This window comes from Streptomyces sp. R302, assembly GCF_012927245.1.
In the GTDB taxonomy this organism is placed as follows: domain Bacteria; phylum Actinomycetota; class Actinomycetes; order Streptomycetales; family Streptomycetaceae; genus Streptomyces.
Genome location: NZ_JABBGE010000003.1, coordinates 386367 through 409689, shown reverse-complemented (window position 1 = coordinate 409689; position 23323 = coordinate 386367). Strand labels below are relative to the sequence as shown.

Annotated in this window: 29 protein-coding genes; 9 read left to right on the top strand and 20 right to left on the bottom strand. The window is 70.1% G+C overall.

The genetic code is table 11. The annotated features are described in order from the left end of the window. The first annotated feature begins 41 nt into the window (after window positions 1-41). Both HHL19_RS11490 and rarD read left to right on the top strand, forming a co-directional pair. Window positions 42-929: an NAD(P)H-binding protein gene (locus HHL19_RS11490; protein ID WP_169088344.1), complete on the top strand. Its 888-nt coding sequence runs from the start codon at window positions 42-44 to the stop codon at window positions 927-929. 76 nt (window positions 930-1005) lie between these two features. After that, entirely contained in the window at window positions 1006-2049 is a 1044-nt protein-coding gene (gene rarD / locus HHL19_RS11485; protein WP_169088342.1) for an EamA family transporter RarD, read from the top strand. A gap of 125 nt (window positions 2050-2174) precedes the next feature. Here rarD and HHL19_RS11480 read toward each other — a convergent pair whose 3' ends face one another. Beyond that, entirely contained in the window at window positions 2175-3575 is a 1401-nt protein-coding gene (locus HHL19_RS11480) for an MFS transporter (protein ID WP_346768290.1), read from the bottom strand. 100 nt (window positions 3576-3675) lie between these two features. Between HHL19_RS11480 and HHL19_RS11475 the strand changes: the two genes are divergently transcribed. Beyond that, the gene (locus HHL19_RS11475; protein WP_169088338.1) at window positions 3676-4158 is read left to right on the top strand and encodes a helix-turn-helix domain-containing protein; all 483 of its coding nucleotides are present in this window, start codon (window positions 3676-3678) and stop codon (window positions 4156-4158) included. A gap of 77 nt (window positions 4159-4235) precedes the next feature. Then, the gene (locus HHL19_RS11470; protein WP_169088336.1) at window positions 4236-4703 is read left to right on the top strand and encodes a VOC family protein; all 468 of its coding nucleotides are present in this window, start codon (window positions 4236-4238) and stop codon (window positions 4701-4703) included. Window positions 4704-4858: 155 nt separating this feature from the next. On the opposite strand, the gene HHL19_RS11465 is transcribed toward HHL19_RS11470, so the two are convergent. The 4 genes from HHL19_RS11465 to HHL19_RS11450 all read right to left on the bottom strand — a co-directional run bounded on the left by HHL19_RS11465 (window position 4859) and on the right by HHL19_RS11450 (window position 7144). After that, a complete protein-coding gene (locus HHL19_RS11465; RefSeq protein ID WP_346768289.1) occupies window positions 4859-5815 on the bottom strand; it encodes a hypothetical protein in 957 nt (318 codons plus the stop codon). 23 nt (window positions 5816-5838) lie between these two features. After that, entirely contained in the window at window positions 5839-6294 is a 456-nt protein-coding gene (locus HHL19_RS11460; protein ID WP_169088334.1) for an NUDIX domain-containing protein, read from the bottom strand. 183 nt (window positions 6295-6477) lie between these two features. Next, entirely contained in the window at window positions 6478-6708 is a 231-nt protein-coding gene (locus HHL19_RS11455) for a hypothetical protein (RefSeq protein WP_169088332.1), read from the bottom strand. A 223-nt stretch (window positions 6709-6931) separates the two neighbouring features. Beyond that, complete coding sequence (locus tag HHL19_RS11450; RefSeq protein WP_169088330.1) at window positions 6932-7144, bottom strand: hypothetical protein; 213 nt, start codon at window positions 7142-7144, stop codon at window positions 6932-6934. A 140-nt stretch (window positions 7145-7284) separates the two neighbouring features. Between HHL19_RS11450 and HHL19_RS11445 the strand changes: the two genes are divergently transcribed. Continuing rightward, entirely contained in the window at window positions 7285-8649 is a 1365-nt protein-coding gene (locus HHL19_RS11445) for a hypothetical protein (protein ID WP_169088328.1), read from the top strand. An 830-nt stretch (window positions 8650-9479) separates the two neighbouring features. Here the strand turns inward: HHL19_RS11445 and HHL19_RS38485 are convergent. From HHL19_RS38485 to HHL19_RS11400, 9 genes are all read right to left on the bottom strand, one after another. Further along, window positions 9480-9767 carry an HNH endonuclease signature motif containing protein gene (locus HHL19_RS38485; protein WP_346768302.1) on the bottom strand — a complete coding sequence of 96 codons (288 nt, stop codon included), beginning with the start codon at window positions 9765-9767 and terminating at the stop codon, window positions 9480-9482. A 40-nt stretch (window positions 9768-9807) separates the two neighbouring features. Further along, window positions 9808-10062 carry a hypothetical protein gene (locus HHL19_RS11430; RefSeq protein WP_169088322.1) on the bottom strand — a complete coding sequence of 85 codons (255 nt, stop codon included), beginning with the start codon at window positions 10060-10062 and terminating at the stop codon, window positions 9808-9810. A 2-nt stretch (window positions 10063-10064) separates the two neighbouring features. After that, window positions 10065-10562: a hypothetical protein gene (locus tag HHL19_RS11425; RefSeq protein WP_206324743.1), complete on the bottom strand. Its 498-nt coding sequence runs from the start codon at window positions 10560-10562 to the stop codon at window positions 10065-10067. Between the two features lie 2 nt (window positions 10563-10564). Further along, window positions 10565-10801, bottom strand: a complete 237-nt coding sequence (locus HHL19_RS11420) for a hypothetical protein (RefSeq protein WP_169088318.1) — start codon at window positions 10799-10801, stop codon at window positions 10565-10567. A gap of 506 nt (window positions 10802-11307) precedes the next feature. Next, window positions 11308-12597, bottom strand: coding sequence for a recombinase family protein (locus HHL19_RS11415; RefSeq protein ID WP_346768288.1), 1290 nt, complete (start codon window positions 12595-12597; stop codon window positions 11308-11310). A 37-nt stretch (window positions 12598-12634) separates the two neighbouring features. Beyond that, window positions 12635-12964: a recombinase family protein gene (locus tag HHL19_RS38480; RefSeq protein ID WP_346768287.1), complete on the bottom strand. Its 330-nt coding sequence runs from the start codon at window positions 12962-12964 to the stop codon at window positions 12635-12637. Window positions 12965-13653: 689 nt separating this feature from the next. Beyond that, window positions 13654-14286, bottom strand: a complete 633-nt coding sequence (locus HHL19_RS11410; RefSeq protein ID WP_169088316.1) for an SMI1/KNR4 family protein — start codon at window positions 14284-14286, stop codon at window positions 13654-13656. A 322-nt stretch (window positions 14287-14608) separates the two neighbouring features. Further along, window positions 14609-15007 (bottom strand): DUF6193 family natural product biosynthesis protein, encoded by a 399-nt coding sequence (locus tag HHL19_RS11405; protein WP_240981534.1) that lies wholly within the window; start codon window positions 15005-15007, stop codon window positions 14609-14611. A gap of 493 nt (window positions 15008-15500) precedes the next feature. Further along, the gene (locus HHL19_RS11400) at window positions 15501-15884 is read right to left on the bottom strand and encodes a VOC family protein (protein WP_169088314.1); all 384 of its coding nucleotides are present in this window, start codon (window positions 15882-15884) and stop codon (window positions 15501-15503) included. A 103-nt stretch (window positions 15885-15987) separates the two neighbouring features. Here HHL19_RS11400 and HHL19_RS11395 point away from each other — a divergent pair, with 103 nt between their 5' ends. Next, window positions 15988-16410, top strand: a complete 423-nt coding sequence (locus HHL19_RS11395; protein ID WP_169088312.1) for a hypothetical protein — start codon at window positions 15988-15990, stop codon at window positions 16408-16410. Between the two features lie 49 nt (window positions 16411-16459). On the opposite strand, the gene HHL19_RS11390 is transcribed toward HHL19_RS11395, so the two are convergent. Next, on the bottom strand, window positions 16460-17158 hold the full coding sequence (locus tag HHL19_RS11390; RefSeq protein ID WP_169088310.1) for an alpha/beta fold hydrolase: 699 nt from the start codon (window positions 17156-17158) through the stop codon (window positions 16460-16462). A 118-nt stretch (window positions 17159-17276) separates the two neighbouring features. Continuing rightward, window positions 17277-17870 carry a YdeI/OmpD-associated family protein gene (locus tag HHL19_RS11385; RefSeq protein ID WP_169088995.1) on the bottom strand — a complete coding sequence of 198 codons (594 nt, stop codon included), beginning with the start codon at window positions 17868-17870 and terminating at the stop codon, window positions 17277-17279. Between the two features lie 68 nt (window positions 17871-17938). Between HHL19_RS11385 and HHL19_RS11380 the strand changes: the two genes are divergently transcribed. After that, window positions 17939-18529, top strand: coding sequence for a VOC family protein (locus HHL19_RS11380; protein WP_169088308.1), 591 nt, complete (start codon window positions 17939-17941; stop codon window positions 18527-18529). Continuing rightward, entirely contained in the window at window positions 18522-19358 is an 837-nt protein-coding gene (locus tag HHL19_RS11375; protein WP_169088306.1) for a MerR family transcriptional regulator, read from the top strand. The genes HHL19_RS11380 and HHL19_RS11375 overlap by 8 nt, the downstream gene beginning before the upstream one ends. Before the next feature lie 3 nt (window positions 19359-19361). Here HHL19_RS11375 and HHL19_RS11370 read toward each other — a convergent pair whose 3' ends face one another. After that, window positions 19362-19781, bottom strand: a complete 420-nt coding sequence (locus HHL19_RS11370; RefSeq protein ID WP_169088303.1) for a hypothetical protein — start codon at window positions 19779-19781, stop codon at window positions 19362-19364. A gap of 32 nt (window positions 19782-19813) precedes the next feature. Continuing rightward, window positions 19814-20908 carry a PQQ-binding-like beta-propeller repeat protein gene (locus HHL19_RS11365; protein ID WP_169088301.1) on the bottom strand — a complete coding sequence of 365 codons (1095 nt, stop codon included), beginning with the start codon at window positions 20906-20908 and terminating at the stop codon, window positions 19814-19816. A gap of 344 nt (window positions 20909-21252) precedes the next feature. Between HHL19_RS11365 and HHL19_RS11360 the strand changes: the two genes are divergently transcribed. Then, a complete protein-coding gene (locus HHL19_RS11360; RefSeq protein WP_169088299.1) occupies window positions 21253-21960 on the top strand; it encodes an SDR family oxidoreductase in 708 nt (235 codons plus the stop codon). A 349-nt stretch (window positions 21961-22309) separates the two neighbouring features. On the opposite strand, the gene HHL19_RS11355 is transcribed toward HHL19_RS11360, so the two are convergent. Together HHL19_RS11355 and HHL19_RS11350 are read right to left on the bottom strand one after the other, a co-directional pair. After that, window positions 22310-22879 carry a hypothetical protein gene (locus HHL19_RS11355; RefSeq protein ID WP_169088297.1) on the bottom strand — a complete coding sequence of 190 codons (570 nt, stop codon included), beginning with the start codon at window positions 22877-22879 and terminating at the stop codon, window positions 22310-22312. Between the two features lie 101 nt (window positions 22880-22980). Beyond that, window positions 22981-23259 (bottom strand): cold shock domain-containing protein, encoded by a 279-nt coding sequence (locus tag HHL19_RS11350; RefSeq protein ID WP_346768286.1) that lies wholly within the window; start codon window positions 23257-23259, stop codon window positions 22981-22983. Window positions 23260-23323: the final 64 nt, after the last annotated feature.

Sequence of the window (23323 nt, the reverse complement as noted above, 5' to 3'; positions counted from 1 at the left end):
GCCCCTCCGATCACCCTCTGACACCCTCCGAAGGAATCCCCATGCGCATCGTCGTCACCGGAGCCACCGGACAGCTCGGACGTCTCGTCGTCGACGCCCTCCTCGCCGACCCGGCCGTCCCCGCCGGGGCCGTCGCCGCCGTCGTACGGAACAAGGAGAAGGCCGCCGACCTCGCGGACCGCGGCGTCGAGCTGCGGATCGCGGACTACGGGCGGCCGGAGACGCTGGCCGGGGCGTTCGAGGCGGGGGACCGGGTGCTGCTGATCTCCGGCAGCGAGGTCGGGCAGCGGGTGCCGCAGCACGCCGCCGTGATCGACGCGGCGAAGGCGGCGGGCGTGGCCCAGCTCGCGTACACCGGGATCCTGGGCGGGCCCGCGGCCGACTTCGACCTGGCGGCGGAGCACAAGGCGACGGAGGAGCTGATCCTCGCCTCCGGCCTGCCGTACAGGTTCCTGCGGAACGGCTGGTACAGCGAGAACTACACCGACAACCTCGCCCCCGTCCTCGCCCACGGCGCCGTCGTCTCCAACGCGGGCGAGGGCCGGATCGCCTCCGCCACCCGCGCCGACTACGCGGCCGCCGCGGCGGCCGTGCTGACCGGGCCGGCCGAGGAGCACGCGCGGCACCTGAACCGCGCGTACGAGCTGAGCGGCGACGAGGCCTGGTCGCTCGCCGAGTACGCGGCGGAGATCGCCGCCCGCAGCGGGCGGCCGATCGCGTACACGAACGTGCCGGCCGCGACCCACCGGGAGATCCTCACCGGCGCCGGCGTCCCGGAGTTCTTCGCGGCGATCCTCGTCGACGTGGACGAGGCGATCGGGCGGGGTTCGCTGGCCGTCAGGACCGGCGACCTGGCGCGGCTGATCGGCCGCCCGACCACCCCGATCGGCACGACGGTCGCCGAGGCGCTCAAGGTCATGACCGTATAGCGGTACATGCATGACAGCCTGCCCTGTGCGGCGCTACCTTCATCGGGACGGCGCGGCGCAGGGCGGGAGGCATTTCATGGGCAGGGACAGGGGAAGCGGCACGGTCACCGGGAGCGGTGGGGGGACGGCGGAAGCCGGCGGCGCGGGCGACGAGAGCCGCGCCGGTCTCGCGTACGGCGTCGCCGCGTACGCGATCTGGGGCCTCGTCCCGCTCTACTGGCCCCTGCTCAAGCCCGCGAGCGCGGGCGAGATCCTCGCCCACCGGATGGTGTGGTCCTTCGCCTTCGTCGGCCTCGCCCTGCTGACGCTGCGCCGCTGGGGCTGGATGAAGGAGCTGCTCGCCAACCCGCGCAAGCTCGGCCTGCTGACGATCGCCGCGACCGTCATCACCGTGAACTGGGGCCTGTACATCTGGTCGGTCAACAACGGCCACGTCGTCGAGGCCTCGCTCGGCTACTTCATCAACCCCCTCGTGACGATCGCGCTCGGCGTCCTCGTCCTGAAGGAACGCCTCCGCCCCGCCCAGTGGGCCGCCGTCGGCATCGGCTTCGCCGCCGTCCTCGTCCTGGCGATCGGCTACGGCCGCCCGCCGTGGATCTCCCTCGTCCTCGCCTTCTCCTTCGCCGTCTACGGCCTGGTGAAGAAGCAGGTGAACATCGGCGGCCTGGAGTCCCTGGCCGCCGAGACCGCCGTCCTCTTCCTGCCCGCCCTCGGCTACCTGGTCTTCCTCGGCTCGCGCTCCGAGCTGGCCTTCGGCACGGAGGGCGCCGGCCACATGGCGCTCCTCGCGTCGACCGGCATCGTCACCGCGATCCCGCTGATCTGCTTCGGCGCGGCGGCCATCCGGCTCCCCCTCTCCGCCCTCGGCCTGCTGCAGTACCTGGCTCCGACCTTCCAGTTCCTCCTCGGCGTCGTGTACTTCCACGAGGCCATGCCGCCCGAGCGCTGGGCCGGCTTCTCGCTGGTCTGGCTGGCCCTGACGCTCCTCACCTGGGACGCCCTCCGCACCGCCCGCCGCAGCCGCGCGGCGGTGGCCCACGCGGCGAAGGAGGCGGCGGAGCGGCTCGCGGAGGAAGCGGCCGCGGCGGCCCCCGAGGCCGTACGGGAGCAGCGCGCCTGATCCGTCGTACGCCTCGGCTCCTGACACGCGGAAGGCCCCGCCCGGGATTCGGGCGGGGCCTTTCCCGTACAGGGGTCTTTCCCGTACGTCCGGACGGGTCCGGACGGGTCCGAACGGGTCCGGGCTCAGACCGGCACCTCCTCCCGCGCCGCGGCCCCGGCGCGCTCGCGGAGGGCGGCGGCGGCGACCAGCGCGCCCGCCGCGGCCATCGCCACCGGCACGGCGAGCGCCGCGCGGAAGCCCGTGAGACCGCCGCCGGCGAGGCCGTACACGGCCGTCACGGCGGCGATGCCGATGGCCGAGCCGAACTGTGTCGCGGTGGTCAGCAGCCCGCCCGCGAGCCCCTGCTCGTCCTCCGCCACGCCGTCCGTGCCGGCGATGGTCAGCGGCCCGTACGCGAGGGAGAAGGCGAGGCCGGTGAGGAGGAGGGTCGGGAACATCGCCGCGTACGACCAGTCGGGGCCGACCGGAAGGAAGAGCACGTACGCGGCGAGGGCGGCGAGGAAGCCGCCGAGGACCACCTTGGCGTTGCCGTACCGGGCCACCAGGCGCGGGGTCACGGTCGGCGCGAGGACCGCGTCGACGCCCATCACGAGCAGGGCCAGGGCGGTGTGCAGCGAGGACCAGCCGCGCAGCTCCTGGAGGTAGAGGGTGGCGACGAACTGGAAGCCGAAGAAGGCGCCGACGAAGAGCAGCGCGCCGAGGTCGGCACGGAGCACGGACGGCGTGCGCAGCAGCCCGAGCCGGACGAGCGGGACGGCGGCCCGGCGTTCGACGCGGACGAAGACGGCGGCGAGGGCGGCCCCGGCCGCGAACACGGCGAGGGTGAGCGCCCAGCCGTCGAGCCCGTGTTCGAGCCGGATGACGCCGTACGCGAGGAGGAGCATCGTCCCGGCGGCGGCGAGCGCCCCGGCGAGGTCGAAGCCGCCCCGCCGCGGCACCGGCGACCGTTCGTCCTTCGGTACGAGGTCGTCCTTCGGTACGAGGCGGACGGCGGCGGCCAGCAGGACGGCGGCGAAGAGGACGGGCGCGATGAACACCCACCGCCAGCCGAACTGGGTGAGCAGGCCGCCGGTGACGAGACCGAGCGAGAAGCCGCCGCCGGCGACCCCGGCGAAGACCAGCAGGGCCCTGTCGCGCTGCGGGCCCTCCGGGTAGGAGGTGGTGATGACGGAGAGGGCCGCCGGGGTCATGAAGGCGGCGGCGACACCGGTGGCGAAGCGGGCGAGGACGAGCGTCGGGCCGTCGTCGGCGAGGGCGCCGAGGCCGGAGAAGAGCAGGAAGACGGTGAGCCAGCCGAGGAACATCCGCCGTCTGCCGAGGAGGTCGGCGGCGCGCCCGCCGAGCAGCGTGAAACCGGCGTAGCCGAGGACGTAGGCGGACATGACCCAGGCGGCGGTGGCGGTGGTGAGGCCGAGGTCGGCGCGGACGGTGGGGACGGCAACGGCGAGCATGGCGACGTCGATGCCTTCGAGGAAGACGGCCCCGCTGAGGACGAGGAGCAGGCCCCAGGCACGTAACGACACAACTGCCTCCGAAAGGAAGGGGGTTGGGGTGGGGTGGTTACCGCTCCGAGGGCTGGTTCCCTCTTGTAACCACCTCGATCCTGCGGGAGCATCGGGAGGCATGGAAGAAGGCACTTCGAAGTCACTCGGTACCTCGGCGGTAACCGTCGGCACGCGGGGCTGCCACCCCGACGGCGCCGGCGAAGCGGACCCCTTCCAGTGGGACACCCGCGAGGACTGCGAGGTCCGCCAGATCCTGGACCGGATCGCCGACAAGTGGTCGCTGCTCGTCATCGCGCTCCTGGAGAACCGCGTCGTCCGGTTCTCGCAGCTCCGGCGCGAGATCGACGGCGTCAGCCAGCGCATGCTGACCGTCACGCTGCGCCAGCTGGAGCGCGACGGCCTGGTCCGCCGCACCGTCCACCCGACCGTCCCGCCCCGCGTCGACTACGAACTCACGCCGCTGGGAGCCACGCTGCACACCACGATCCGCGCGCTGGTCACCTGGACGGAACGGCACCAGAACGAGATCGCGGCGGCGAGGGAGCGCTACGACACCCGGGAGACGGCCCACGAGACGGCCCACAAGGCGACCCGGGCATAGCCCGACGCTCGGGAGACCCACGTCGGAGCGGGGAGTTCCGGTGGCGGACGGCGAGCGGGCGTGGATATGTGTGGGGGATGGAGCCACTGCACTGGAAACTCGTGATCGACACCCGCGACCCGCACGCCCAGGCCGCCTTCTGGGCCGTCGCCCTCGGCTACGTCGAGGAGGACCACAGCGCGCTCGTCGGCCAGCTGCTCGGCGCCGGAGCCGTACCGCCCGAGGCGACCCTGACCGTGCACCCCGGCACGCCGCAGGAGCGGCTCGGCTGGCACGACCTCGCCGCCGTACGGCACCCGGACGACCCGGTGTCGGAGGAGAACGGCGCCGGCCTCGGCCGCCGGATCCTCTTCCAGCGGGTCCCCGAGGAGAAGACCGTGAAGAACCGCCTCCACCTCGACGTGCACACCGACCCCGGCACCCGCGACGCCCAGGTCGAGCGCCTGGAGAAGCTCGGCGCCACCGTGCAGCGGCGGGTGGCGGAGCAGGGCGGCTCCTGGGTGGTGATGAACGACCCCGAGGGCAACGAGTTCTGCGTGCAATAGGGGCATGGGGGGGAGTTCGACGAGGCGCCCGCCGAGGATGCGGCCGTCCGCAGCGCGCCCGCCCACCGCCGCAACGGTGCGTACGCGACGGGGGCGAGGCGCTCGCCTGGGCGGGCGGGACGCGCGGAGCTGCATCGTCGTTTCGGCAGGACCCTTCAGACGGGCACACCGGGGTCGAAGTACTCGGGCGTCCGGAACAGGCCGGCGAAGGTACCAGGGCCGTGCCGGTCGTCCAGCCATCCCGAGAGGGCCCCGGTCGCTCCGCTGATCACCGAGCGCAGGACAAGGGTGTGTAGGTCTTCCTGCTCCCCGGGGGCGAACTCGTCCAGGAACGACGCGTACCGCCGGTTCACTCCCGCTTCGTAGCGCCAGAGCGCCCCGGTGTAACGGGTGATCTCGTCCGTGGGCCCGTCGGCCGACTCTGTCCCCCGCCCCGCCAGGGTTCCCGTCACGTCCCGGAACGCGAGCCGTCCCACCGCGTCCTCGGGTTCCTCCACTCCGATACGTGCCGCAGCCTCACGGGTAATGCGGCGAGCTTCTCTGTCGCACGCACCCTCCATGACGACACCGAGGTTGCGAGTGTGGGACGCTCCCTTCGGGTCTGCGGCGGAGTACGTACGTCCCGACGCGCGACGGAAGTTGATCCCGTACTGCGTCCGGACCAAGCGCCCGTCGACATCCACGTACCGGCGGCGGGAGCCGTAGTGGAGGCAGTCGTGCGCATAGGCCCGCAGCAGATCGAGTAGCGCCAGGTTCGCCCGCTCGGGAACGTCGCTCCCCAACGGACCGTGCATGGTGACCAGCGCGACCATCTGCAAGTGCCGGTAGCCCTGGTCGGGGTGGTGGAAGCCCCCGAACGCCCCGGGGCGTGTGGACTCCGCCCCGACCAGCACCCGGTGCAGCGGGAGCATCTGGGAGAGCCCCAGCTCGGCGTACCGGTTCCACGCCATGTAGAAGCCGGCGTGGAAGACCCCCGTGTCCAGACCCGCCGCCTGCCATCGGGCCAGTCGTTCGGTGGTGGTGCGGAACATGTGGTCGGGGTGGGCCGAGGTGAGGACGGCGGTGTCGGCCCGCAGGGCGGCCAGAGTCTCTGACGCCCGCGTGCCGACCACCGTTTCGTTGGGTGCCAGAGGGGCTACGACGGGGTGGTGCCCCTGATGAGCTGCCGGTGGGAGTCCTGCATCCCCTCCGGCAGGGAGTCCGGTTCGTACCATTGCGCCTCCAGGATCTCGAAACCATCGATGCTGAGCGTTCCTCCGGCGTGCAGTGCCTCGTAGGCGACTTCCACACGGAGCTTGTAACCGCTCGTCACGCTCACCAGACGACCGGGCTTGACGATGAGCCCGGTCTCTTCCTTCACCTCCCGGACGATGGTCGCCGGGAACTCCTCGCCCTTGATCGCGTAGCCCGTGGGCAGACCCCACGGACGCTCCGGCGGCCACATCCGGTGCTTGAGGAGCAGAACGCGCCCCTGGTCGTCGCGTACGACACCGGTGACGCCCACCATGAACTTGGCGTGGGCGAACCAGAGGACGCGCCACTGCAACGGGCCCCGGATGAGCCGCCAGAGCCGGGCCACAACACGCTTCATGAGCAAGCCTTTCGAGGGGGGAACAGGTCCGCAGGATTGCCGGATAAGGCACCAACCTGTCAGACCGTGAGCGGGTCACGTCCGCTCTGCGGAGGCGACGCGCACCGCATCACTCCACGAGAACGGCGACGACCAGAACGAGCAGCAAAAGAACGGCGGTCACCGTGACAGCCACGGCTTCCCTCACTCACGGGTCACCAGCGCCACGTACTCCAGGGTCACGGCGAAGGTGGTGTGCCCCGTCGTGGCCGTGTGCGACTCGCACCCGACCGATGACGCGTCGTCCGGTGTCGGTTCCGACTCCCAGACGCACCCGCCGGCCAGGCAGCGAGCTGTCAGGGTGACCTCGGATTCCCGCCCGGGATGCTTGGCCATGCGGTAGACCGGGACCGCGACAGCCGGCGCCGTAGTCACGGAGCACACTCCCCGATCATCAACTTCGGTTCGTCGTGCGGGTGATTGCGAATCTCGACGCGGTAGTCCGCAGCCGCCGACTCATCGCGGACGCGGACGCTGTACCGCTCTCCTTCAACCGCGAGCGCACATGTCGTGCAGCCCGGAACGGGTACGGCGGGCGGTACCGATGTCATCGGAAGGGTGATCGGGGGCTCGGCGTAGGTCCGCGCTCTGTCGGTCCTCACGCGGGCATCCCCGGGGATCCGCTCCGGATGGCTCGGCGCATCCCGTTCTCCTCCGAGACCCGTGCCATGAGGGCGACCATCACGGGCGAGTCATCGGTGGTGCCGGGCGGCACGGCCTGGTCGCGCCCGGAGTCGTCGATCCGGTCCCCGTCGAGCACTTGCGGGCGGGGCGCACTCGTTGCCGGGTCTGCCAGGGGGTCATTCCGCACGGCTCACCTCCTTTACGGGAACGGCTTGTTCCCGCCATGCGCTGATCTCTTGCGTACGAAGAGCAAACCGCGAAGCACGCTTGAACCGGTACCGTTGCGGGGAGGGCAAACCATAAGACTCATAAGCGCCGGGGGTTGTCGTGCCCAGAGCTTCCGAACGACCGCGCAATGAAGGTCTCTGCACCCTCCTTGAACAGGCGGGATACTCAGAAACGAAGTTCGCCCATGCCGTGAACCGAGTTGCTGCCGAAGCCGGTCTGTCGGTGGACTACCGCCAACCTTCCGTATCGCAGTGGAAGCAGGGTGGGCAGCCGAAACCCCAGATCAGACCCGTGATCATCGCCGTACTGGAACGGAAGCTAGGGCGCCCGGTCTCATACGCGGAAGCGGGCTTGCAGCGGCCTGCCGGGGTAGCTGCCGATCCCGGGCGTGACACCGTGGATTCTCTTATCGACCTCGGGAAGGAAGATATGGACCCGTCCCGCCGCAAGCTGCTCACGACGACTCTGTACTCCGCCGCCCTCACCGTTCCGGCCTTCTCCGCGCTGATGACCACGGCGCACGCAGAGGACCGGGGAAGGCTCACCAGGCCCACGGGCCGCATCGGTCAAGGTGAGGTCGAGACCGTTCGACGGATGACGGACAAGATCGCCGACATTCTCGATGATCTCGGCGGCGGGCACGCCCGCCCGATGGCATCAGCGTTCCTCGTCAACACCGTTGGCGGCTACCTGCGCGCGGCAGCACCGGAAGCCGTACACCGTGACATGCTCTCCGCCGCCTCCGACTTGGTCTATCTCACCGGGTGGATGGCGATGTACGAGCGCGCTCACGGTCTGGGGCAGACCTACTACCTGCACGCGCTCGATCTCGCTCGGGAGTCCGGCGATCAGCTCACGTACTGCCGGACCCTGCGCGGGATGAGCTTGCAGGCATCGCACCTGCGCTACGGCCGGCGAGCCCTGGAGTTCGCGGACTCTGCGGCGGAGGCGGCTCCGACCGGCGCAGCCGGTCCCCGTCTCGTGGCGTTCCTGCGGGGGCAGCAAGCCCACGCCTCCGCGATGGTCGGTGATCGGCGGACGGCCGTCGTCCGCCTCCGGGAGGCGGAAACCGCGCTCTCGCGGGCGGACTCTCGGCGCGACGCCGTGGGGGGCTACGACCGTGCCGCGTTCCTGTTCCACGTCTCGCACGTCCACTACGAGGGGCGGGACCTGGAGAGTTCGATCAAGGCACTCAAGTCCTCCATCCGGGTCATGTCCCCGTCGGAACGTCAAGGCCGACTCCACGCGCACGCCGTGTTGGCGCAGCGGCAGCACGAACACGGGCACCTGGAAGAGTCGTGCCGTACGTGGGGGCGCTTCCTGGACGACTACGAAGTACTGTCCACCGCGCGCGGTGACGAGCATTTCGGAAAGCTCCGGGCACTCACGATGCCCCGCAATTCGACCGTCGTCCGGGAACTTCACGACCGAGTGCGCGAAGTCGCCAAACTCAAGGCCGCGTGAGTTCCCGTACGCAGAAAGCCCCGCCAGCCTCGTGACAGAGGACTGGCGGGGCGATCAGCGCTCCACGAAAACGCTCTAATGAGCCATGCGAGTTTTTTGCCTCCCTGCCGTGCTTCCAGGACACGGGAGGGGGGTCCCTGCCTGGGGCAGGGTCACGAGCGGCGAGGACGGACACGCTCGGCAGCCCATCCGCCGGGCTGGTGCTTCGCGGTCTCGCGGTTGTGGCACGACGTGCACAGCGGACGCAGCCGCGACCACGCATCCGGATCGGACACGCCACGAGCCACCAGCGAGCGACGCGACTCCGGGAAGTGGTCAGCCACCGTCGCCGGCTTCGTGCACAGCACACACCACGGGTGGGCGTAGAGGTAGCGGCGCCGGATGTTCGGCCACCGTCGCCCGTACGGGCTCGTCCCGGGTGTCTCCCGAAGTGCGGTCGCCTCACGCTCGTGAGCGGCACAGCGGCCACCACGGGCAGTCAGTTCGGGGCACCCGGGTACCGAGCACGGGGGGCGGGGTCTACGCGGCATGGGGCAGCTCCACGAAAAGGGATGGGTTTCTGGCGACCGCTGATGATGAATGCGCTGATGGGAGCGCTATCGACGCAACGGGCACGCAACGCTGTCGCGCATCAGGCGCAACGCCCCAAGGGGTAGTTCGCAACACCCCACAGCGCATAGACATGGAGCCATGACACCCAAGCCTGAGCCCCGCCCCGCACTCGAACTCCGCGTAGGGGGAATGCACCTGACCGTGCAGCGCATCCCCGGATGGCTCGTCGCCCTAGTCACCACCGCTGGTGGCGCAGCGCTCACGTGGTGGACGCAGCACTAGGAAGCGCGCCCGAACTCCGTCCCCGTCTTGAGCTGGTGACAACCCCGGCACAGCACCTGAACGTTGCCGTCCGTGTCGGTCCCTCCCATCGAGAGGGGCCGCACGTGGTCCACGTCCACGTCCGCCGCGGGGAAGTCGTCTAGGCACCAGTCACACCACGCGGAACCCTTCCGCGCGATGATCCGGCGGAGCCGAGCCGCAGCGTCGTTCCGGGCCGCTCGTCGTCGGCTCCGTGCTCGTCCTAGCCGGCGAGAGGAGGCCCGGACAACGGGTGGGGGCTGCACCACTTATGCAGCCCCCAGCTCTTCCCGCACGACCCCTGGACTACGTGGGGGTCGCTTTCTTCGGCGGGATGGGCGGCGGGTCGATGAGCAAGCCGTCCGGCAGGCGTGGTGTGACGTCCACAAACACCACGCGACCACGGTTCGTCGGATCGCGCATTGCCTGAATGCCGCGCGGCATCACGGTTCCCCCTTCCGGCACCGGGCCCGTGTCGGACCAGAGGGGCCGTCCCTGCGCATCGCGTGGGAAGTACGGGTAGTCCCCGTCCGGTCCGGGGTCCAGGGCGTCAACCGCCATCGTTAGTCCCGCTCCGCAAGGAATGCTTCGCGCTTTGCGTCCAGGTCTTCGGAGAACTTGGCTCCCAGCGCTGCCGCCTGCTTCTCTACGGCCCGCTGGATCTCGTCCAGAATCGCGATGTCGTACAAGCGGGGCTCGGGCACGGTCATGACCTCACGAAGTGCGGTCTGCGCGCGCTGAGCCTCGGTGAGTACGTGGCCACGCTTGTAGCGAGCCGACCGGTACTCGACGTACGCCGCGAACCATGGCTCGGCCGCAAGAGCCTCCATGAACCGCTTGTGGGGTTCGTCTCCGGAGTCGACGGCCTCCTGTGCACGCTCCATCCACGTGTCAACCACCTTGCGGTCGTACGCCTTCGCTCGCTCAGCGCGGCGCGCTGCCTCCGCCTCCCGGACAGCCTCCCACTCGGCTTCCGCTACGGCGAGCGGCCCGGCGAACTTCTCCGCCTGTGCGCGCAGCTTCGCCACCCGCTCGGCAGCCTTCTCAGTCTCGGTAGCCATGCTCACTTACCCCCGTTGGTCACATCGCGGCCGTGTTCGGCAGCCAGCTTCTTGTCCTGCTCGTAGTAGCCGAGACTCATCCTCACGGTCGGGCTCAGACGGTCGAACGTCTCGGGGTTCGACACCTTGAGCGCGGCCAGTTCCTCCATCCGCTCGTCCCAGTTCCATGCATCGGCCTGGATCTGCCCCTTGTTCCTCGGCCCGTCCAGAAATCCCGCTCCACTCAAAATGGCGCCCATGGGCTACCTCTCCTGTTCTCTATCGCCGACGGCCCTACCGCCGTCGAACCCGCGTGCTTGGTGGTGCTACTCAGTTATAGGGAGCAGAGGATTCCCCCAGCCCCCCCTTCGGCGCACAGGAACCACCCCGCGCCTTCTCTGTGTAGTAAGGAGCAACGAATTCCCGGCACCCGCCGTGCGGCGCGCTCGGTGACTTCGTACAGCCCCTCACTGTGTTGTGGGGACCAGCGATGTCCCGCGCCCCTCGGGGCCGCAGGGGTCTGCGTCTCTACTTGCTTCCGGGAGTAGTAGGGACGGAGAGATTCCCGCCGGACCGACCATGGCGACATGGCGTTCTGGTGGTGCCCTCGGTTTCTCCCTTATTTTTTTATGTTCATACGAACAACAGTCTCAAATCACCATGTCACCATGGTCCGCCCGCTGGTCGGCCCCGCTGCGGATACAGCAAAGCCCCGGCGGTCCACGAAGGACTACCGGGACTTGGCTAGGGCAGCACGGACGCCCAGTCATGCAGCTACAAGGACGTGATCTCCGCTCGTTTCCATGAGCCGTACGGCGTTGCCCAGGGCCGGTGGGGCGTCGTTGCGGCTTTCGGCTTCCTGGTCCCCGGCGGTGTCGGTGACAGCTTCCGCGGCAGGGTCCAGCTCTCCGCGCATGGTGAAGTCCACGCGTCGCGTGTCCAGCTTCCGCCACCCGCCACGGGTGCCGCGCCGTACGTCCAGCCGTACCCCCGCCTCGATGAGCATCGCTCGCCGGCCCGCGGTGTCCTTCTCGGCCCACTCGTCGGCGAACGTGCGGCCGGTCGGGGTGACCGTGCGACTCGGCTCGACCTTCTCGGTAGCCTCCAGCAGGGCTATGCGCGCGTCCAACGCGTCCGCCCGGTCTTGCCACGCCTTTGCCGCGTGCTTGGACTTCTGGCGCCCCTTCTGCTCCTGGTGCTCGGCGAACTCCGCGACCGTGGCCAACAACTCGGGCTCGGGGTCGTACCCGGGGGTCTCGACAACAAGTTTCGTTCCGATCGAGCCGACCAGCCGCAGGAACTCGGCGGTCACGTACTCATCTGCCCAGTCCGCGCGGATGTTGGACGGGGCTTCGCAAAGGTCGCCCCGGGCGTGGCTGTTGCACTTGTAGTTGCCGCGCTTCCCTTCCTGCTTGCTGAGGTACATACGCCCCCCGCACGAATCGCAGTGGATCACGCGCAACAGCAACGCGTCTGTGTCGTGCCGCTCGCGGTTGTCGATGCTGCGAGAGTCGAGCACGGCACCGATCGCGTCGAACTCCGCGCGAGTCATGATCGGCTGTTCGGTCTGCATGACCGGGTTGCCCTCGGCGTCCCGCACGGGCTTGCCCTTGTGCATCTTCCAGCCGAGCAGCGATTCATTACGCAACATCCGCGTGATGACCGCAGGAGTCCACTTGAACACGTCACGCACGACGTGCGACCCCTTGGCCCCGCCGGTCTTCCCGCCCTTGTCGCGCTTCATCTTCACGGCCCAGTGATCACGCGGGCTCGGGATGCCATCGGTGTTGAGACCAGCAGCCACCGCCGAAACGGTCTTGTCTTCCAACAGCTCTCGGACGATCCGTTCAATGATCGCCACCGCGTCGGGGTCCGGAACCAGCGTCCACCCGATACCGCCGTGTTCCTGCGGCATGGGGGCGGGCATGTAGCCGTACGGCGGACGACCACCACCACTCCACCGAAGCGGCATCTTCCGGATGGCAGCCATGGCGCCGGTAACGCGGTCGCTGATGCTCTGTGCCTCGACCTGAGCGGCAAAGGCGAACATCGTCATTTGAAGTTCCGCCATGGGGTCCATGGGGTTGCGGAAGTCAAAGACGAGCTTGCCCCCCGCCGATGCCCTCGGCGAACACCAACACCTTTCGGTGCTCGCGGGCCCACTCGGCGAGCTTGTGCATGTCCGCCATGGACCGGATGGCACGGTCAAACCGCCACCACACCAGGGCGTCAAAGTCGTCGGGGCGTGCGAGCCACTGTCCGAGCTGCGGACGGTCAAAGGGGCTGATCTTGGAAGCGGAGACGTCAAGGTCTACCGCTTCGCGGAGCTGGTCACCCTCGCCGAAGCTGATGTTGTGCGCGGCTGCCGCTTGGTCGTCGGCCTCGCGCTGCCGCTCGGGGCTGGTGGTCTCGTCGGTGAGCACGGACAGACGGACACACCGCACGCCCCGCAGGGTCTCGGCGTAGACCGTGCCCGCGAGAGGGTTCCGCGGTGTAGTCGTCATAGTCCCTGTGGGGACCAACGAATTCCCGACTACGTCCCTGACCAGCGTCGACGACACCCTGCCCGCACTCCAGAACCGCTAGAACGGAGTGTTGGGAGACCCCGAGGGCAACGAGTTCTGCGTGCAGTAGGGGCATGGGGGGAGTTCGACGAGGCGCCCGCCGAGGATGCGGCCGTCCGCAGCGCGCCCGCCCACCGCCGCAACGGTGCGTACGCGACGGGGGCGAGGCGCTCGCCTGGGCGGACGGGACGCGCGGAGCTGCATCGTCGTTTCGGCAGGACCCTTCAGACGGGCACACCGGGGTCGAAGTACTCGGGCGTGCGGAACAGACCGACGAAGGTACCGGGGCCGTGCCGGTCGTCCAGCCATCCCGAGAGGGCCCCGGTCGCTCCGCTGATCACCGAGCGCAGGACAAGCGTGTGGGTGAATGGCTTTGTTCACGAGTTTCGGCTCTGGCACAACTTCCGTGGAGTCGAGCCGACCCTCGGGGACAGAGTCCGCGAGGGTCGTGGAAACCAGCAGGTCAGCGGCGCGCTACCAGCCCGTTACGAGCCAGCTCGACGAGGTTTCACGGAAGTTGCGCGTCTTGAGGGGGCTCCGCGATGCGGTCACGGAGTACGGCTTGGTCGATGTACTGGGTTACGGCAGCGAGGACTGGCTGTGGCACGGGGGCCCCACGAGGCGGTCGCGACGATTATCGGGGAGGTCAGTCCCAGTGCGCGGTTGTCCTTGCCGTCCCGCATGTGGTCGAGCCACCGTTCGTACCAGCTGAGGAAGTCCTGCGCCGAGGAGACGTTCGGGGGCCAGAAGCCGTCCGCGTTGCCCGTGACCACACGACCGGCAAGGGGCCCGGTCACCCCGATCAAGCACAGATCGCTGCAGCCCATCTCAATGATGTGGAGGAACAGGTCACCCTGCAGCGCGTCCGAGTGGTCGCCATGAGTGAATCCCCGTGGGCTGCCGTCCGCCGGCTTCCGGTTCATCGTGAACAGCCTGCACTCGTCCAGTGGAAGAAGGCCGTAGAAGGGGCCGGCGCCGCTGCCGCCGAGTTCGGTGAGGAACGCCCGATAGGCCGCAGGCAGGACGATGCGGTGCTCCGCCTCGAAGACGTCGGCCTCTGAAGCGCTGACGCACGGGCCGAGGCGGAACTGGTGGCGCTCCGAAGCCATCGAGTGGCTTCGTCGCGCCTGGTACGGGATCTTCGCCAGCTTGGAGCGTATGCGGGTGATGCGGGAGTCCATCGGAGGGTCTCTTCTCTCGTCTCCGAGACCCTACCGATCGGTCCGGCAGAGACACATCCATGGGTCTGAAGAGCTCCTGCCTACGGGCGCAGCCGCCGACCTGGTCCCGGCTGGCGACGATGCCGGCAGCATGGTGCTGTGGACGCTCACGCAATTCCCCAGCCGGAAGTTCACGATCTTCCCCAGGGGAATCCCGGAGCCCGCACCGTGGACGCTACCCATGAGAGGTGGAACACCCACGTTCAAAATCGCCTTCATCTCGACCGAGCGGCTGGTCGGCCGAGACCGTCGGACCCGCCCCCCGCTCGAAAGCTCCGTTCGATCACAGGTCTCTTCCGCTCTCGAACACGGCCAGTTCTTCGGGCGTACCGTCGAACGCGGGCCCACAGTTGGGCGGCAGTCGCTCCACGACCATCGCGATCGCCTCCTGCGCTGTATCAGCTCTCCCGACCTTCTGAGTCCGCAAAGGTCCTTCGACGTAGTACGGCCCGGCGTGGCCTGGGCCGGCTGCTGTGGGGCCGACGTAGGGAACGTCCCATGTCCAACGCTGCTCAGTGCAGCGACTGAAGTGCAGCTCCCACATCCCCACCCAGGGGAAGAGCTGCCGTAGCCGCGGCTCGGCGTATGCCGCCGCAACCAGCTCAGCGCTCACCCGGTCGGAGCCGATCAGCTCCCGCCATGCCGCTTCCACCTTGTCTGCATCTGACGCACTCGTTGTCATGTTCGAATTCTCCACTGCGGCCATGCTGGGTGGGCACGGTGATACCCATCGTCCATCCGTCTGAGCCGTACACCGAGCCGCCGTCCGGACAGGGGTGGGGAATTACGTGAAGCCGAAGGTGCGACTCATGGGGAATGGGGAATTACGTGAGCGTCGACAGGTGCGCAGCGCGCGACGCCTGGGGTTCGGAGTACATGTCCCCACCGGGTCAGCGGCACGCCTCCCAAACTCGGGCTCTGGCACAACTTCCGTGAAGTCGAGCCGACCCTCGGGGACAGAGTCCGCGAGGGTCGTGGAAACCAGCAGGTCAGCGGCGCGCTACCAGCCCGTTACGAGCCAGCTCGACGAGGTTTCACGCGAGTTGCGCCAGAACCGCAACTCGTGAACAAATCGAACACTGCAGTCCTCGTGACCGCCTCCCGAAACCACGCGTGCCCAGCCTTCCCGCGCCGCCCGCGTGGCGCTGGCGGCATTCGGACCACGAGGCGGCTGGTCAGGCCGGGTTGATGCGCCGGCGCAGGAGGCAGAAGACGTTGCCCTCAGGGTCCTGCAGGACGTGCCAGTTCTCCTCGCCCGTCTGCCCGACGTCCGCCGGCCTCGCGCCGAGGGCGAGCAGCCGTTCCAGTTCGGCGTCCTGGTCGCGGTCGGTCGGGTTGACGTCGATGTGGAGGCGGAGCTTCTCGGCGCGGGGCGCGCTGTTCGGGCTGAGGACGATCGTCGGCTGCGGCCCGCCGAAGCCGGCTCCGGGCGGCCCGATCTCGATGCTCCCGTCGCCCTCCCGCCCGATCTCGACGTACCCGAGGACCTCGCTCCAGAACACGGCGAGCCGTTCGGGATCGGCGCATTCGAGGATCAACTCACTGATGCGGCATGCCATGTTCCCCAGCGTAGGGGCCCGGACGCTCCGGACTGTCGTACCCGAGCCTTACGCTCCCCAGCGGAAGCCGGACGGACGAGGAAGCCGGAGACGGAGACAGGTCTTGGGTGGCAACAGCTGGTGGCAGATCGGGCCGTACGACGCCGATCCGGCGGTCGCGTTCCGGCGGGCGCAGGCGGACGAACTGGCCGAGGACGACCGTGGGTTCCCGGATCGCACGATCGAGGAGCTGTGGAAGAGCGAGGACTGGGCCGAGTACATCTTCACCGGCGGCACGGCCACGGTCTTGGATCAGATCCGCACGGTCGACGCGACGGCGCCCGAAGACGGGCCCTACATGCGCCCGTTGACGCGGGAGGAGGTCCGCGCCTGGTGTCCGCACGGCAAGCCCACCGCCGCGGAGTGGGAAGCCGCCCTCCGGGCCGACGACGACCTCTACCCCGACCGGGGCCTCGGTCGCTGCACCCCCCTCTTCGAAGGCGGCGAGCCGACGCGCATCGGCTACTGGGGCGTGACGGCGGACTGACGACGGCGGACTGACTACGGCGGACTGACGACGGCGAGCTCTCTTCGCCTCAGTCCGCCAGCTCACGGCCGAACTCCACCAGGACGTGTGCCAGTTCGCGCGGCCTCGTGGCCATCGGCCAGTGCCCCGAGTCGAGGTCGACGTACGCGAGGCGGCGGGCGCGGGCGAGTTCGGGGCTGTCGCCCGCGGCGATCCACTCGCGGGCCTGGGCGGGGGTGAACTCGGGGCAGACGAGGGCGACGGGCACGTCGAAGCGGCGCTCGTCGGCGAGGTGTACGACTCCCCTGGCGACCCCCTCAGGCACGGGCACCGCGGCGGCCTTCGCCGCGAGCCGGTCCCGCGCCGGCTCGTCCAGGTCGGCCGCGTCCGGGCCTTCGAAGGGGCCCCAGCCGGGGAAGGCCATGGCGCCGTCCACGATCGGGAAGAAGTCGGCGTACGCCCGCCCGTCGGGGGCCGGGAAGCCGCCGACCAGCGCGACCCCGCCCACCTTCCCCGGCCGCGCGTCGGCGGCCAGCCAGGCCAGGGTGGCCGCCGCCGAGTGGCCCACGACCAGCGGCTTCCCCTCCGCCGCGTCGACGGCGGCGAGCACCGCGGCCCGCTGGTCCGCGAGCGTCGCGGACGCGTCGCCGTCCCCCTGCCCCGGCAGGGCGACGGGCACGGCGCGGTGGCCGAGGGCGGCGAGTTCGGGGACGACGTCGTCCCAGGCGGACGCGTCGAGCCACAGTCCGGCGATGAGCAGCATGTCCACGGCGGTACTCCCCAGTGCAGCAGAACCAGTTCCGACGGCCGGCACGATACGCGCCGCCTCTGACAACCGGGCGGCCTGACAAACCGGACGGCCTGACAACCGGGCGGCGCGCCGGGCGTCACGGGTGCGGCTTCTCCCCCTTCGCCAGCATCGCCACGTACTTCTCGATCCGGCGCGTCCGGGTCTCGGCCCGCTTGGGCTCCTGGATCCGGTACAGGACGGCGAAACGGTTCCGGCGGTCGAGCGTCTCGAAGAAGGCCGCGGCCGCCGGTTCGGCCGCGAGGGCCGCCGCGAAGTCGTCCGGCACGGTGGCGGCCTTCGAGCCGTCGTACGCCGCGTCCCAGCGGCCGTCGGCCTTCGCGCGGTCGATCTCGGCCTGTCCGGGCGGCCGCATCCGGCCCTGTTCGATCAGAACCGTCACCTTGTCCCGGTTGATCTTCGACCACTTGCTGGCGCGCTTGCGCGGGGTGAACCGCTGGAGCCACCACTCCTCGTCGAACTTCGCCTTCTGCCCGTCGATCCAGCCGTAGCAGAGCGCCACGTCGAGCGCCTGGGCGTAGTCCAGGGCGACGACTCCGGGCGCCTTCTTGCGGATCTTGAGCCAGATGCCGGGCCGGGAGGAGTGGTGCTCGGCGAGCCACGCCTCGAAGTCCTCGGCGGATGCGAACGCGACGGTCTCCAGGTCCTGAGTCACCCCGGCAGCCAACCACAGCCGACGCCCCGGCGCCCGTGGATCGCGGACTTGACCCTCACGCGACGTGAGGCTGAAGGGTGGGGTCCATGAGCGACCACGACCACGACCACGACGACGACGACGACGCCAAGAACAGCAAGAACTACTACGACGCCTTCGAGATCAGCCCCGTCCCCACCCCCGGCCCCGACGCCGTGCCGCCGGAGCCCTTCCACGGCATCTACGGCATGCCCGCCTTCGTCTCCGTCCCCACCGCCGACCTCGCCGCCTCCCTGGACTTCTGGACCCGCGGCCTCGGCTTCTTCGAGCTGTTCTCCGTCCCCGGCGTCCTGGTGCACCTGCGCCGCTGGGCGTTCCAGGACGTGCTGCTCGTCGCGGCGGAGTCCGTACCCGCCGAGGCGCCGGCGATGAGCGTCAGCTTCTCCTGCGTGCTCGGCCAGATCGACGGGATCGTCGACGCCTGCCGGGCGGTCCGCCCCGACTCGGTCTCGGCCGACAGCCCCCGGGACACCCCGTGGAACACCCGCGACGTCGAGGTGATCACCCCGGAGAAGGCCCGGATCGTCCTCACGGCCGCGAAGGCGTACGACCCCGCGAGCCAGGAGGCGCGGAACCTCGCCGAGATCGGCATCACGGGACCGACCACGCACCCCGACAAGAATGAGGAGCATGTCTGACACTGCCCCTGGCACCGGCACCGGCTTTTCCGATGAAGGCGACGCCGACGGTCTGACCGTCGGCCAGGTCGCCGCCCGCCTCGACGTCACCGTCCGCGCCCTGCACCACTGGGACGAGATCGGCCTGGCCCGGCCCTCACTGCGTACGGGCGCCGGGTACCGGCTCTACACCGCCGCCGATCTCGAACGCCTGCACCGCATCGTCGTCTACCGCGAGATCGGCCTCGGCCTGGACCGGATCCGGGCCGTCCTGGACGACGCGGCCACCGACGTCCCCGCCGCGCTGCGCGCCCAGCGCGCCCAGGTCGCCGAACGGATCGAGCGGCTCCAGCGGCTCGGCGCCGGCCTGGACCGGATGATCGAGGCGCACGAGCGCGGTCTGCTGCTGTCGGTCGAGCAGCAGGCCGCGATCTTCGGCCCGGACTGGGACCCGGAGGGCCCGGTGAAAGCCAGGCAGCAGTACGGGGACACCACCCAGTGGCGTCAGTACGCCGAGCGTTCGGCGGCCCGCACCCCCGAGGAGTGGCGGGCCGTCCACGACGCGGCGGCCGCCCTGGACCGCGACCTCGCGTCCGCGCTGGACGCGGGCGTCGCGCCCGGCACCCCGGAGGCGAACGCCCTCGCCGACCGCCACCGCGCCGTCTTCGCCTCGTACTTCCCCCTGACGAGGCGGATGCAGGTCTGCCTAGCCCGCACGTACGAGTCGGACCCGGGCTTCGCCGCGCACTACGACGGCATCCGCCCGGGCCTGGCGGCGTGGTTCCGCACGGTGGTCGACGCGAGCGCCCGCGCCCACGGCATCGACCCGGAGACGGCGACCTGGGAGTAGTGCCTACAGCTCGTAGTCCCGCGCCAGCTCCTCCCAGCGGATCCCGCGCAGCCCGGCATCGGCGTCCTCGCCCGCCGGCACCTGCGGGAGTGGCTGGAACCAGACGACGACGAGGGAGGACCCGTCCATGGCCGGGTCGAGCGGCGCGGAGTCGAAGACTCCGACACACGTCACGGCGGGCAGCGCCTCGACGGGCCCGAACCGGCCCGGGGCCGTGTCCGGGTACTCGAGTACGGGCGGGACGAGGAAGACCGGCGTGGAGGAGAACTCCCGCTCCGCCCGCTCCTTGTGCCAGCCGATCTTCCAGTCGTTGACCCGCTTGTTCGGGTAGCCCTCCAGCATCCCCCCGTACGTCGAGGACATCCGCAGCTCGGTGAGCCGGACCCGCCGACCGGACGACAGCACTATCTGACTCAGCGACATGCCGCCCACCCTAAAGGCGCCCTCGGCTCCGCTCAGCCGGTGGCCGGATGCACGACCAGGTCGAGGCCGAGTCCCGCGTACTCGTCGACCTGGTCCAGGTGCGCCCCCTGGAAGGTGGACCGGTCCTTCCCGGTCCGGGCGTCGAGGATGACGGAGTCCGGGGCGGCGTGGGCGTAGACGGCCCCGTGCCACGCGGTCTGCACGCTCGGCATCCGGCGGGACGGGTCGTCGTCGGCGATGGTCCACAGCACCTTGCGGCTGCGGGCGTCCACGGCCTGCACCGCCGTGTCGCCCGCGCAGACGACGACCGACCGCTGGTCGTAGTGGCAGGTGGTGTAGGCGCCGCCGACCCCGTCGACGGCCTCGCCCGTACGGCTGTCGTACAGCGAGCCCTCCGTGGCGAAGAACCCGCCGCCGACCCGGTTGACCTCAAGCGCCGCGCGGTCCTCCCCCTTCCAGCGGACCGCCCCGCCGTCGAGCGCCCGCCCCGCGAGGGCGAGGTCGCCCTCCTCCGCCCGCCAGCCGCCGGCCTGCCCGAACGTCGCCCCGGCCTCCGGCACCAGCGCGCCGACGACGACTCCGCTGTCGACGGCACCGGCCGCGAAGCCCTCCTGCTGCCAGGTCACCTTCCGCGTGCCGAGGTCGACGGCGTACGTGACGGCCCCCTCACTGTCCTCACTCGACCCCTCGCCATTGGCGAGCGCCGTGACGACGGCGACCCCGTCCTCCGCCCCGACGACGGCCGGCTCCGCGTCACTGACCCGCACCCCGCCCGGCGCGGGCAGTGGAACCGTCCAGGACACCGCCCCGCTCGCCGCGTCCACGGCCCGCAGGAAGACGTCGGTCCGGCCGGTGCCCGTCCCGGACCCCTTCACGTACTCGGTGTACGCGAAGAGCACGTCCGTACGCTCCCCCTGCCGCGCGAACACGGGCGGGATCCGCCGGTCGTCCTCCGGCACCCCCGCCGTCCCGGTGTACCGCCCCTCCCGCTCCAGCGCGGACGACCAGACCTTCCGCCCGGACCTGGCGTCGTACGCGTCGAGCCCCTCGTCGGTACGCACATAGGCCCGCCCTTCCGCGAGCGCGGCCCCCCATGTCTTGACGGACTCGTCGTGCGGCAGCTTCACCCCCTCCCCGAAGGCGGCCGGAGGATCGAACCCCTTCCCGCCACCGCCCCCGCTCTGCTGACCCCCGCCCCCACCCTCACCCCCGGAGCACGCGACGCCCCCACCCAGAACGACAACCGCCGCGAAGGCCGCGCCCATGACGGAACGCCGCCGCACAACTCCCATGATTCTTCTCCCCGTTCACGATCGACTCCGGGGCAGCCTAGGTGCTGCGGACGGGGTACGGCGCCCCGCGCGTACGCCCAAAGCCCCACCCCGCCTACACCTCGGGCCTGATCTCCCCACGTCGCACGACGGCATAGCGTGCTGCCCGACGGCGGATCGCCCGCCGAAGGGGAGCGAGCATGAGCACGACCGCGCCGGTATCGCTGGTCACGGGCGGCAACAGGGGCATCGGCCGCGAGACCGCCCGCCGACTGGCCGGACTGGGCCACACGGTCCTGCTCTCCGCCCGCCGCCGGGAAGACGCCGAACGGGCAGTAGCCGACCTCGCCCCCGCAGCCCCCGGCAAACTGCTGCCCTGCCGCCTCGACATCACGGACCCCGACTCCATCCGCACCCTCGCGCAGCACGTGCAAGAGGAGTTCGGACACCTCGACGTCCTGGTCAACAACGCGGCCATCAACTACGACACCGCCCACCGAGCCGTCTCCGTCGACCTGGACGAGGTCCGCCGGACCCTGGAGACCAACCTCTTCGGCGCCTGGCGGACGACCCAGGAGTTCCTGCCGCTGCTCCGCCGTTCACCCCACCCGCGCGTGGTGAACGTCTCCAGCGAATCCGGCTCCCTGGCGGACATGACCGGCGGCACCCCCGCCTACGGGGTCTCGAAGGCCGCCCTCAACGCCCTGACCCGCAAGCTCGCCGACGAACTGCGCGCCGAACGGATCCTGGTCAACGCCGTCTGCCCCGGCTGGATCGCCACCGACATGGGCGGCCCGGCCGGCGCCCCCGTCGACCAGGGCGCCACCGGCATCATCTGGGCCGCCACCCTCCCCGACTCCGGCCCCACCGGCGGCTTCTTCCGCAACGGCGAACCACTCCCCTGGTAGGCCGAAAACCTCGCGACGCCCACTACGCAGAGATCGACCAGGCCGCCGAGCACCTCGGGCCGTCGCCACGGCCTCTCCTGCCGTTCGGCGACGCCCGCAGATCGGGCCGGGGCCCGGCCTGTCTGGAGCCCCGCCTCGGCGAAGGCCGGGGTGGGGCTCCAGACGGTGAGGTTGCTGGCCGAAGGCACGTACCCGTCAGAGGGCGGGCAGCGGGCTTAGCCGGCTGATACCCGCCTGATGCCATGTAGCCGTACAGCCCACCGACGATCGGCGAATGGTCCGCCCCCGGGGATCATCCTCACCGGGCGGGCACCCCGAGGGTCTGGCCGCTGGAGGGTGCCACAGGGGGTTAGGAATCGTACGTGATGCTCAGGTCAGAGGCGAACTCGTCGCCCTCGGACGACTCCGGCGTCAGCTGGTCCCGTGCCGCACCGCTCGCGCTTATGCCGTCGAAGAGCGAGTACCTGAAGTTGAACCCGAGGTTCGCGGTGCCGGTCCTGCCTCCGACCTTCACGCGGAACGTGCAGTTCCCCCAGAGCGTGTAGTCCTTGTTCCGCCGGTTGTCCTTGACCGAGGAATGCCAGAAATAGTCGACCGCCACATTGCTGTGGCTGTCGTGGTACGGCAGCTGCATGTGCCCTGCCTTGCAGGTCATCTTGCCTGTGGCCATGGCCTGCACCGTCGGCGAGGTTCGGAACGACCACGCCATGGTGGCGGGCCGGCCGACGGTCCCCGCCATGTTCACCTGTCCGGTAAACGTGCCGTTTGCGTCGGTCTTCTTGTAGCTCGGGGCGGACATCCTGAACGTGTGCTTGCCCGGCTGCGTGCCCGCGTGCGCGGGGGTCGCGGTCAGGAGCAGCGAGGCGGCGAGAGCGGCGGAGCCGAGGGCGGCGACGCGCCTGGTGGCTATGTGAGACATCGAATGGTGTCCTGTTCCGTCCATCCGCGCGGGCAGGGGGAACCAACCGCCCACCAACGCGCGACTTGTGGATCCGATCGGTCGCTTGCCGGGCAGGACGATCAGGTGTCGAAGGTGATGTCGAGGCTGGACGAGTAGCCCGGTCCCCCGGTGCTCCCGCCGTCTCCCGGCAGTTGCTCGGACGCGGACGGCCAGATACGCACAGCCCTCCAGAGGAACTGGTCTTGTTCGGCCCGCTCCACCGAGAAGGTGACCGCCTGTCCGGCGGTCAGCGCGCGGAACCCCTCGGCCTCGATGGCCGAGTAGTGCGCCCACACGTCGTCCGGCAGGGTCGGGGTCACCAGGACACCCCACCCCTCCTCGCTATGCCACTCACTCACGTGCCCACTGAGCACATCGTCGGGCGTCACGTCGGACACGGCTCGCTCGGGCACACTTCCCCCT